At 40.1% G+C, this 12,601-nt stretch carries 5 protein-coding genes; all 5 read left to right on the forward strand.

Going from position 1 to position 12,601, the window contains the following annotated elements:
• Positions 1-17: 17 nt before the first annotated feature.
• The 5 genes from BHV73_RS10195 to BHV73_RS10215 all read left to right on the forward strand — a co-directional run bounded on the left by BHV73_RS10195 (position 18) and on the right by BHV73_RS10215 (position 12,581).
• Positions 18-1,715 carry a RagB/SusD family nutrient uptake outer membrane protein gene (locus BHV73_RS10195; protein WP_009122024.1) on the forward strand — a complete coding sequence of 566 codons (1,698 nt, stop codon included), beginning with the start codon at positions 18-20 and terminating at the stop codon, positions 1,713-1,715.
• A gap of 7 nt (positions 1,716-1,722) precedes the next feature.
• Positions 1,723-2,994 (forward strand): histidine-type phosphatase, encoded by a 1,272-nt coding sequence (locus BHV73_RS10200; RefSeq protein WP_487467760.1) that lies wholly within the window; start codon positions 1,723-1,725, stop codon positions 2,992-2,994.
• A 274-nt stretch (positions 2,995-3,268) separates the two neighbouring features.
• The gene (locus BHV73_RS10205) at positions 3,269-7,273 is read left to right on the forward strand and encodes a hybrid sensor histidine kinase/response regulator transcription factor (RefSeq protein ID WP_009122026.1); all 4,005 of its coding nucleotides are present in this window, start codon (positions 3,269-3,271) and stop codon (positions 7,271-7,273) included.
• A 22-nt stretch (positions 7,274-7,295) separates the two neighbouring features.
• A complete protein-coding gene (locus BHV73_RS10210) occupies positions 7,296-10,169 on the forward strand; it encodes a glycoside hydrolase family 2 TIM barrel-domain containing protein (RefSeq protein WP_118466887.1) in 2,874 nt (957 codons plus the stop codon).
• A 153-nt stretch (positions 10,170-10,322) separates the two neighbouring features.
• Positions 10,323-12,581, forward strand: coding sequence for a sialate O-acetylesterase (locus BHV73_RS10215; protein WP_009122028.1), 2,259 nt, complete (start codon positions 10,323-10,325; stop codon positions 12,579-12,581).
• Positions 12,582-12,601: the final 20 nt, after the last annotated feature.

Consider the following 12,601-nt stretch of genomic DNA (forward strand, 5'->3'; position numbering starts at 1 on the left):
GCTTAAAACTATACAATATGAAAAATATAATTGCTTATTCGTTTATTTTGTTTTTCGCGGGCATAAGTCTGGTCTCTTGTCTGGGTGACTTGGACACGATGCCTTTGGATGATAACCAACTGGTAAGTGAAAAGGTATATCAGACAAAAGACGGTTATACCGGTGTCTTGGCAAAGTGTTATGCCTCACTGATTTTGACGGGGCAACAAGGTGGTGATGGAGGAGATGGTGACCTTGAAGGCGCTAATGAGGGATATTCCGGTTATGTACGCCTGCTGTTCTATTTGCAGGAGTTGAGTACGGATAATTTCCTGATGCCTTCCTCTTCCAACGGATTGCGTAAATGCTTGAACTTGCAGTGGGATGCTTCCAATGCTTCAGTCATTACATGGACCTACCAGAGACTTTATATGAGTATCGCTTATTGTAATGAACTTTTGCGGGAATGCACAGAAGGCAAATTGCAAGGCAGAGGACTTTGGGAAGAGATGAAAGACGACTATATGAGTTATCGTGCAGAGGCTCGTTTCATACGTGCTTATTGCTATTCGATGCTTTGTGATTTATTTGGCGCGGTTCCTTATGTAGATGAAAATACGGGTGTGAAAGAAATTCCGGTACAATATACGCGTAAGCAGATTTTTGAGTTTGCAGAAAGTGAGTTATTGGCTATCGAGAATGAGTTGAAGGCTCCGGGAACCAATGAGTACGGACGTGTCGATAGGGTAGCCGGCTGGTTTTTACTGGCCCGCATGTATTTGAATGCACAGACATGGATTAATGAGAATAAATACCAGGAAGCATATACTTATGCTACGAAAGTCATTGCCGATGGGCATTATCCGTTGGCTTCTGACTATCGCGAAATCTTTTTGGCCGATAATAATACCTGTAAGGAGATTATTTGGCCGTTGGTACAGGATGGTCTGCGCGCACAGAGTTCTGCCGGAACGAACTTCTATGTGAAGGCTTTTGTGAATGGTCCTATGGATGAACTCTATAAAACAGGTGTTGGTTCCAGAGGTTGGGGCAATGTTCGCGCTAAAGTGTCATTGGTGGATGCGTTCGATGCGGATGATGTTATGTTCGATGGCAATGATACCTGGGGAAATAACAAGAAAGATAAAAGAGCACAGTTTATGACCGCTCTTCCTAATCAGGTAAAAGATACATGGGATGTAAATATGGATATGACGAGTACGTTTACATGCGGTTATGGTTACATTAAGTGGAGAAACGTAACGAAAGAAGATGAACTTAGCGCTTCGGGGGATGCTTATACTTCTATTGATTTCCCGTTGTTCCGTACTGCTGATGCATATTTGATGGCTGCTGAGGCTATTTTGCGCGGAGCAAGTGGCACACAAAGCGAGGCGCTGGGATATGTAAATGAAGTCAGGACAAGAGCTTATATGTCTGGAAAATATGCGAAAAGCGGTGTACGTTCCGATGTGTCCGGTGAGATTGGTGCCAATGAGCTTGATTTGGATTTTCTGCTGCTTGAGCGTCAGAAGGAATTGGCTTCCGAATTGATAAGACGTACCGACCTGATCCGGTTCGGTAAATATACGAAAGGTAATAATTGGGATTGGAAAAATGGCGTACGTTTGGGAGAGGATGTGGATGATAAATATAATCTGTTCCCTATTCCGGAGAGCGAATTGACAAATAATCCTACTTTAGTACAAAACGATGGTTATAAAGTAATAAAATAAAGATATGATGAAGCTGAAACAAATTCTATTATGTAGTTTGATAGTAATGTGCTGTGCCCCGCTTGGGGCGCAGACATCTAAAGAAGAGATGTTTGCTACTCCTGAGAAAACGGGAGGAGTATATTGGGCGTATCCCTTGGATTTTGCTCCGCAGACCAAAGCGCCTAAGGGATATAAACCTTTTTATATCAGTCATTACGGACGGCATGGTTCTCGTTATCTGATTGCCGACCGTGATTATAAATGGTTGGTAGACCTTTTTGAGGAGGCGCATCGTGCGCAAGCGCTTACCGGTTTGGGAGAGGATACGTATCAGCGTTTACTCACAGTTTGGGAGGAAGCGAAAGGGCATGGTGGGGATTTAACCCCATTGGGAGTAAGGCAACACCGGGGCATTGCTGAAAGAATGTATACCTCATTCCCGGAGGTGTTTAAAGGCAATCCTTTTATATCTGCCCGTTCTACCGTTGTGTTGCGCTGTGCTATGAGTATGGTGGCTTTTGGTGACCGTTTGAAAGAATTAAATCCCGGCTTGCGGATTTCTTATGAGGCGAGCGAGAAGTATATGGATTATTTGAATTATCATACAGATGAATCTAACCGTTTCACTTCTTCTCATGACGGTCCTTGGGCTGAAGAATATAGGAAATTTGAAGAAGCTCATACCAATCCGGAACGTCTGGTCACAGCTTTATTTAAAGATAAGCATTTTATTGTAAAGAAGGTAAATCCCAAAGAACTGATGTGGGGAATGTACTGGGTGGCCAGTGATATGCAGAATGCCGAAACAAAAGTTTCTTTCTATGATTTATTTGAGGCGCAGGAATTGTTTGATTTGTGGCAATGTGTCAATTATCGTTTTTATGTAGGGAATGCCAATCATGCCGATGGAAAGGGTGTTGTAGTAGCCAATGCCAAATCATTGTTAAGAAATATTTTGGATAGTGCTGATGAAGCAATCCGAAAAGGTGGTATCGCTGCCACTCTCCGTTTTGGACACGATGGTAATGTGATTCCTTTGGTGGCACTGATGCAAATAGAGAATTGTAATGTTGCAGTCAACGATCCGTATGAAGTTTATAAGGTATGGAGTGATTTCAAGGTGGTTCCTATGGCTGCCAATGTGCAGATTATCTTTTTCCGGAATGAGAAATCCGATGATATTCTGGTAAAGATTATGCATAATGAAAATGAAGTGCATATTCCGGTACAAACCGATATGTTCCCTTATTATAAATGGAGGGACGTTGAGAACTACTATCGGGGAATGTTGCAATAAGAATATTTTTTGAAGTTAACAATATAGAAACTATTGTGAGAAGTGCGACGATGGGATATCGGCGCACTTTTTTATATTATATGTCCGCTTCCTTCGTACGATATTAGTATATAATCGTTCTATTTTTATATTTGTGATAGTCTCTTCTCGCTATTTTTGCTATAAGTTGGCGCAAGATGGAAAGGAGGTTGTCTTAGTTAAATCGGCTGTTTTATTGGATATACCTCGGGAATAATTCATAAGTTTGTTTTTCGTATTAAAGGAAGTCTGTTATATGTATAAAAAATATCTTACTTTTCTCTTCTGTTTCTTCTCTTCTTTTTCGTTTGCACAGAATATACATTTTCAGGCAATCGGAGTAGAGGACGGTATCTCGCAACCGACAGTAACATCTATCTATCAAGATGAATTCGGAATTATCTGGATAGGGACTAAGGATGGATTGAACCGCTATAACGGTACCGATTTTTATGTTTTCCGTCCGGTAAAGGATGATAAGAATAGTTTGTACAATAATAATATAGGTACAATCTGCGGTGACAAGCAAGGGCACATTTATATCCGCTGCAAATATGCGGTTGTTGAGTATGATATAAAGAAAAATACTTTTCATACAATTCGTGATAATGATATTCAGGCTATCAGTTACGGTAATACGCAATTGTGGGTTTGTACGAGAGATTCCTTGTTTACTTATAATCGCGTAGAAGATAAACTTGATTATTATTATAATCTGGAAGGTGCGCGTATGTCTTGTGTAATTGAGGACAGTGATGGTAATTTATATGTGGGAACCATGAACAATGGTTTGTACATGATAGACGGTAATAAGAAATGGCTGAACTATCTTCCTAAGAAAGATATAACATGCATCTATGAAGATTCTAAAAAAAGTATTTGGGTAGGAACTAAAGATGACGGTCTTTTTCGATTAGACAGGAATGGTGGAATAACCAATTATGGGACTGCTCCTCACCAGAATATGCTATCCAGCAGTTATGTCCGCTGTATTGTGGAAGATAATTTGGGTAATTATTGGATTGGAACTTTTAAAGGTTTGGATAAGCTGAATGCTGCAACCGGTACTTTCACTCATTACAGTAAAGATAATAAGCCGTATAGTTTGAGTAATTCTTCTATTATCTGTATGATGAAAGACAGGCAGGGTACTTTCTGGATCGGTACGTATTATGGCGGGGTAAATCTGTTTAATCCCGACTATGAGATATATACATATTATTATCCTGATGAAGCGCAAAAGGGAAAACTGACCTCTCCTTTTGCCGGAAGGATGATAGAGGATTCTAAGGGAGGAATATGGATTGCGACCGAAGGTGGCGGAGTGAATTATCTCGACAGAAAAACAAGAACCTTTACTGAATATAAGCATGATGTAAGTAAGAACTCTCTTGCGTCTAATACGATTCAGAGTTTGTTTCTAGATGAGGATAACCAAGCTTTGTGGATAGGAACATTACGGGGCGGATTAGACCGTTTGGACCTGAAAACATATCGGTTTACCAATTACCGGTATAATGCTGAGAAAAAGAATTCATTGATTAATGATATAGTTCGTAAAATTATTCCTTATAAAGGGAACCTGTTATTGGCTACTCATAATGGGATTGGTCTTTTCAATCCTGAAACAGGAGAGTGTGTGAAGCTATTGAATGACAGTCGGCTTAATAACAGACAAATTATAGATATGCTTGTTGATAAGAAGAATAATCTGTGGTTTTCTTACTCATTGGGATTGATAAAGTATAATCTGGAGACTCAGAAACGTAATGAGTATTTTGTTCCCAATACTTCGAAACAGGCCATTGGGCCGAACTTGATTAATGTACTTTTTGAAGATAAGAAAGGTAATATCTGGGCAGGCTCTTCAGGGGATGGCATATTCCTGTACGAACAAGACTCCAATACATTCAAATCGTTTAACTCGCATAATTCGGATTTAATCAATGATTATATACTCGATATAAAAGAGTCGCTTTCCGGCTATCTCCTGATAGCCAGTAATCAAGGATTCTCACGTTTTGATATGGAGAACCAGCGTTTTTACAACTATAATAAGCAGAATGGTTTTCCTATGACGGCATTGAATCCATATGGCTTGTTTGTGGCCAGTGATAATGAGATATATCTTTCCGGTCCTAAAATGATGATTTCTTTCTTCGAGAAAGAGTTGAATTCCTATGTGAAGCCTTATCAGTTGAATTTTACTTCATTGGAAGTAAATAATCAGCAGATTTTGCCCAATGACGGTTCCGGAATTCTTACGGAATCGATTCTGTATCAGCCACAGATCACTTTAAATCATAATCACTCCATAATAACCGTTAACTTCTCATTATCCAATTATGTATCAGTATTGAAAAATAGAATCTATTACAAGTTGGAAGGGTTTGATAAAGATTGGATGAGTGCAGGTTACCGTAAAGCCATTACTTATACAAACCTTAATCCGGGTGAATATAAATTGAAGATTAAAAGTTCGGAAGAATATTCCGGTAAGGAGAGTATTTGTAAAGAAATAGATATTATAGTAAAACCACCTTTTTATAAATCTACTTGGGCATATTGTATTTATGTTGCTATTATTATCATATCGGTCTATTTGGTGGTGAGTTTCTATTCATCAAAATTGAAACTGAGGGCTTCGCTGGAGTATGAGAAGAAAGAAAAGAAACAGATTGAGGAACTGAACCAATCCAAACTTCGCTTTTTTACCAATATATCACATGAGTTCCGTACTCCGCTTACGTTGATTGTGAGCCAATTGGAAATGCTGATGGAACGAAGCGATATTCAACCTTTGGTGTATAGTAAGCTGGTGAATATCCATAGGAATACATTGCGTATGAAACGTTTGATAACCGAACTATTGGATTTTAGAAAACAGGAACAAGGCTTTGAAAAGTTTAAATACAGTAAGCAGGATATTTACGCTTTTCTGGATGAAATTTATCTGTCTTTTAAAGAGTATGCGCGGGGTAAGCAGATTAATCTTGAGTTTCTTAACAAGGATAAGAATCTTGAAGTCTGGTTCGATGTGGTACAATTGGAAAAGGTGATTTATAATTTGTTGTCCAATGCTTTTAAATATACTCCTTTGGGCGGTACGATTTCACTGTCGGTACAGGAATATGAGAACAGTGTTGTGGTTACTGTGTCGGATACGGGAGTGGGTATTGCTGAAGAGAGCCTGGATAAGATATTCGACCGTTTCTATCAAGTGGACAGTATGAATAACCAGAAAGGTACAGGCATAGGTCTGGCGCTTGCAAAGAGTATAATCGAAGCCCATAAAGGGAAAATCAGTGTCCGGAGTATGGAAGGGAAAGGAACGACTTTCGTTGTTGAACTACCTTTAGGAGACAGCCATATTACCGATGCACAGAAAATTGCTACTCCTGATATTGATTCATCATGTATCTCTGAGCTGACAGTATATGGTTCGCAGGTACCGGCGGATGTGGTGGATGATGAAAATATGGATAATCAGTCGGACGAGACAAGAAGCAAGATTCTTATTGTAGAAGATAACGAAGAACTTAGAGGTTTATTGGCGCGTTTGTTCTCTAAAATATATACTGTTTATGAAGCTCAGGATGGTGAAGAAGGATTTGAAAAGACAAAAGAAGTACAACCTGATATTGTACTGAGTGATATTATGATGCCCAAAATGTCCGGTATAGAGATGTGCAGGAAGATAAAGAGTAATTTCGAGACTTCTCATATTCCTGTGATATTACTTACGGCACAAACAGCTGAAGAATATACCATGCAAGGGTTAAAAATGGGAGCGGATGACTATGTAACCAAACCTTTTAATGTGAAACATTTGTTTATGCGTTGTAACAACCTGGTGAACAGTAGAAAATTGTTACAGCAGAAATATGCGAAACAAATGGATAATAATGTAGATATACTGGCAACCAATAGCGCGGACTATCAGTTCATGGAACAATGTGTAGCCTGTGTTGAACAGAATCTGGATAATCCGGATTTTGATGTGAATATGTTTGCCCAGGCTATGAATACGGGACGCACCAAACTCTTCCTGAAAGTTAAAGGTATTACGGGACAGACACCGAACGACTTTATTCTGAATATCAGGTTGAAGAAGGCGCAAATGCTCCTCAAGCAAATGGATACGAAGACTGTTTCAGAAATAGCGTATGAAGTAGGCTTTAATTCCCCAAGCTATTTCATCAAGCGCTTTAGAGAATTGTTTGGAGTGACTCCTGCCCAATATCAAAAAGGTGAAGAATAAACTTACTTATTATATATACACTATGAAGACAAAATTACTATGCACGCTGTATTTTTTGTGTCCATTGGCCGTGTCGGCGGCAAATGTTCATAAACTTACTCCGATTACTACTGATAAGGATGTCAGAGTTGAAATAAGTTTGTCCGCTGAGGCAAACGAACACCTGTCTCTTGATGCAGTCATTTCTAATACCCGTAATGGTGAGGTATTGTGTAATCGTTCAAAAGAGTTTTCTTTTAAGAATAAAGTCGATACGACAATAGTATGGAAAATAGATGGTTTGAATCCGGAATTGTGGAGTCCGGTTACTCCTGTTCTTTATAACCTTGAGATAAAGACGAATACTGAGGTTTTACGCAAACGGATCGGTTTCAGGAGATTTGAGATGCGGGATGGGGTGTTCTATCTGAACGGGAAACCTATCTATTTGCGAGGTAATGCCATTAATCCGCCGGAAAGAGGGATACCTGAGCCCTTGGAAAGAAGTAAGGAGTTCGCTCGTGATTATGTCCGTTTTATGAAAAGTCTGAATATAAATATCATTCGTATTCCTGATGACCAAAACTGGATGGATGTATGCGATGAAGAAGGCATGATGATTTTTGCCGGTCGCTATGGACGTCCTAAGCATGGAACCAAGACTGCACCACCGGCAGACTTTGATTTATCGCTTAAGACATATAAGGAAATAGATTTAGGCCCGTTTAGCCCTCACCCTTCTGTTGTCATTTATATATTGGCTAATGAAATGCCGCCTGAAGGTGAAGTTGGAGCTCGGTATCGGGAGTTTCTGACAAAAATGTGTGGTGAACTCAAGAAATGGGATGATACCAGGTTGTATATAGGTAATACTGGCTATGGACTTGGAAAATCAGGTGATATTTATGATGTACACCGGTATTGGGGGTGGTATTACAACACTTTTCTGACTTATCTAAACATGCGTGATAAAAGTATGTGGCAGAATCCGGGTAGAGTTCAGCCTATTACATTTACTGAGTGTGTGGGTAACTATACGGGGATAGACGGGCGTTTTAACCTTTGTTCCCGGACTAAGCAGCCCGGTTCGCAAAAGTGTTGGACCGGCCATCTGCCAAATGAAGAACAAGCTGAGGCTGCTATGTCATATCAAGCCTTTGTCCTAAAAAATGCTACGGAACTGTTTCGTCGGTTGAGATGCCAGAATGGTAATCTTGCAGGTACTATGCCTTTTACCATAATATTCCATAATTGGGATGGAGTAAAGTCGTTTGCAGAAATGAAACCGAAACCTGTGGCGTGGCAGTATCAGACAAGTTATCAACCGATATTGCTGAGTTGGGAAAACTGGCAGTCGCAGATTTATGCAGGAAATAAGTTGTCGGTCGTTGCTCATGTGGTTAATGATGATGACTATTGCAATGATTTGAATGGCGCTCGTTTGCAATGGTGGATTGAGAAAGGAAATGAGAAGTTTTTGTCAGGAGATATCGAACTGCCGTCTGTTCCTTACTATGGGACATATAAGAGTCCTCTTTCAATTGATATTCCCCGGGATTTAACTTCGGGAGATTATGTATTGAAAGGTGAAATTTGGGTGGATGGCAGGAAGATATCCCATAATGAGAGCGAGATTTTCATTGCAGGACAGGATTGGAATAATAAGGATGCAATTGGAAAAACGATTTATGTATATGACTCTTCGGCGGGGGAACAAACCTGCAGTTGCTTGCAAAAGCTTGGTTATATGGTGAAGCCGATACGTACGGTTATGGATTTACCTCGCAATTCCATTTTAGTTTTGGGAAAGGACTCTTGGGACAATAACATAAACAGTCAGGTTGAACAATTAAGGGAGTATATAAAGAAAGGAGGACGCGTTGTTTGTCTGGAGCAGGATCCGGCTAGATTCAATCAATCATGGCTACCGATTTCGGTTAAATTCTTGGAAGACAGTAATAATAATCCGGTCTACCTGTCTCCTTCTTTGGCATATAAAGACGGTATGAATATTAATCTTGAGCGTCCTTATCATCCGGTCTTTAAAGGGCTGACACCGAAACGTTTTAAACTTTGGTCTGATTATACTTCTTATGATGAGTCGCAAAAGGGATTTCCTGCTATTTATCCGGTGGATAGAGGATATGACTTGCATGCAGCTGATTTGAAAAACGTGGCAATTCTTGCTAATTATAGTCGTGCGTTATCGGCAACTGCTTTGTCGGAGATGTTTATGGGTAAAGGGTCTGTGTTATTGTCGGGTTTCGATTTGATAAATCATTGTGGAACGGATCCGGTGGCAGATAAACTTCTTTCAAATGTATTACATTATATGGCTACTGATAAAAAGCATGAACCATATGTGGCAGTGAGTGACTCTATTGTTTGGGGAGATTATGCGTCTGAGCGAGGTATTGTGAATGCTCTTTGTAATGGCTTGATGGTAAATACGGTTCCTATTATTCCGAAAGGGCAGGAGAAGGATGCCAAATATAAGTTGAAGATTGATGAGTATGGTTATCAATATGCCGGGGCATATGGTGGCTGGAATTCAAAACCGGGTGTACAATATGTACCCTATGGGAGAAGACCGATGGCTCCGTTCACGTTTTCGCGAGGAGGAAGCCCGCTTATTGAAAAATCATCTGTAACAGGCGAGGGGTATTTTTACATAACTTTACCGGAAAAGAAGAATATAATGATTACTGTATTAGAGAATCCTGTGGATGAACCTATCCGTATCAGTCTTTCCGTAAACAATGAAGCGGGAAAGGAGTATGTAATTTTGCCTAAGCAGCAATTAAGTATTGAAACGGATATTTCTCATATAAAGAATGCGATGAAGGTATCTTTGAAAGGAGATAGGCGCACGATTCTGCTGAAAACCATATTAAGTATGAAACAGACTCGGAAATAATGTTTAATCGAATAAGTTGTACTGCTTGAATGGTGCAACTTATTCTGTTTATAGGCCCTTTGTACAACTTTGCTGTACAAAAGAACGATTGTTATATGCTTTCATAGGATAAACGGACACTTTTGCAGAGGTATTTAAAATCCGAATAAAACTATGAAACGCATTTTATCTTCTTTATACTTATTACTGATAAGTATTGCTCTTTTGGCAAATGACAGATTTGCCGTTGCTGATATTTTTACAGACCATATGGTGTTGCAGCGTAATGCTAATGTAAAGGTTTGGGGTGAAGGAACGGACGGTTCGCAGATTGAAGTCCGTTTTGAAGGACAAAACCGGAAGACCGTGGTTGCAAAAGGCAAATGGACGGTCGATTTAAAGACCGGAGAGGCCGGAGGACCATATAAGCTGGAAATTGTAAATGGTAATCATAAGATTTGTTTCAAGGATGTTTTCGTAGGTGACGTATGGCTGGCGGGTGGTCAGTCAAATATGGAATTTGCCCTACGCAGGGTAAAAGATGCGCAGGCAGAAATTTCTTTGGCTGATTATCCTCAGATACGTTATTATAAGGTACCGAGGAAATTTTACCCGGAACAAAAAGTACCCGGAACATCTTGGAAGGCATGCTCGCCGGAAACAGCGACAGATTTTGCAGCTATAGCCTATTATTTTGCCAAGAACATACATAAAGAGCTGAATATTCCTATCGGTATCATTCAAGTTCCTGTAGGTGGGACGACGGTTGAGGCATGGACAAGCCGGAAATTATTGATGTCTGATAAAGATTTTCGTCCGCTGCTGGAATACTATGATAGTATTGCCAACTCTTATCGTCCTGGCGAATATGAGAAATTGTATAATAATTACCACAGTTCTTTGGCAGAATACAACAAGTTGAGCGCAGAGAAGAAACGATACATTAACAAACCGTCGGAACCTATGGGAAAATGGAATTTCCGCCGTCCGGTAGGTTTGTCCGAAACAATGTTGAGTGCAGCTTGTCCATACACATTGAAAGGATTCATTTTTTATCAGGGAGAATCGAATACTGCTAGAGGGGCGCAATACCGCAAATTATTCCCCGCTATGATTAAAGAGTGGAGGACTTCATGGGGACAGGGAGATATTCCTTTCTTATTTGTACAGCTGCCTCGATTTGAAACAAAAACCCGCTATTGGAATGAATTGCGTGAGGCACAATATCTAACTTCACTTCGTGTGAAAAATACGGGAATGGCGGTCGCCTTTGATCAGGGAAACCCTAAAGATATTCATCCGATTGTAAAAGATACGGTAGGTTGGCGATTGGCGCAGTTAGCCTTAGGGAAAGTATATGGTAAAAAGACTATTTACCAAGGGCCTGAATTTAAGAAATTATCAAAAGCGGGAAATGGCAGTTTACTTCTTGATTTTATAAATACAGGTACCGGGATTATTGCTAAAGATGGAGCTGCTTCACTCTCCGGATTTATGGTTGCAGGTAAGGATGGTAAGTTCTATCCTGCCGAAGCGGTCATCGTTAGTAATAGTCAGGTACGAGTAAGCAGTGAGCAGGTGCAGGCTCCTATCGATGTCCGTTACCTGTGGGTAAATAGTGCGAATCCTAATTTCTTTAATAGAGAGGGATTTCCTGCATGTCCTTTTCGTACCGACAGTTATCGACTGGAAACGGAAGGTGTATATGTCAACCCTGAACCGGTGGTACCTAAATTGGATTTATTCCTTTTCATAGGACAGTCTAACATGGCAGGTCGTGGATATATTACTGATAATTATAAAAGTAGTATTAAAGATGTGTATTTGCTGACCCCTACCGGTACAATGGAACAAGCAAGGAATCCTTTGAACAAATATTCTACTATTCGCAAGCAGTTGGATTTGCAGGGTGTAGGTCCTGCCTATTCTTTTGCAAAGGCAATAACAGAGAAAACCGGACATCAATTAGGGCTGGTAGTGAATGCACGCGGTGGCAGTTCTATTAACTCGTGGTTGAAAGGGGCACGGGATGATTATTATGGTGAAGCTTTATCGCGCATACGTCAAGCCATGAAATATGGTAAGTTGAAAGCTATTATTTGGCACCAGGGTGAATCGGACAGCCGGGAACCGGGACTGTATATGGAGAAACTAAAGAAGTTGGTCGCTGATTTACGGCAAGATGTGGGAAATGAGAACCTTCCTGTTATAGTAGGTGAGATTGCCGATTGGCGGGCAAATGGAACTTCGGAGGCATTTAATAAAATGTTACGTACAGTTCCTCAGCATATTCCATATTCTTATTGTGTGTCATCCAGAGAACTGGTTCCTTTGATTAATGAAAGTGATCCTCACTTTAGCGCAGACAGCCAAATAATTTTAGGCAGGAGATATGCTGAGGCTGCTTATGAGGCTTGTTATTCTCAAAAGTAAATAGTTCATTAAAAAATAAT

This window comes from Bacteroides sp. 44_46 (assembly GCF_001915465.1).
GTDB lineage: Bacteria > Bacteroidota > Bacteroidia > Bacteroidales > Bacteroidaceae > Bacteroides > Bacteroides clarus.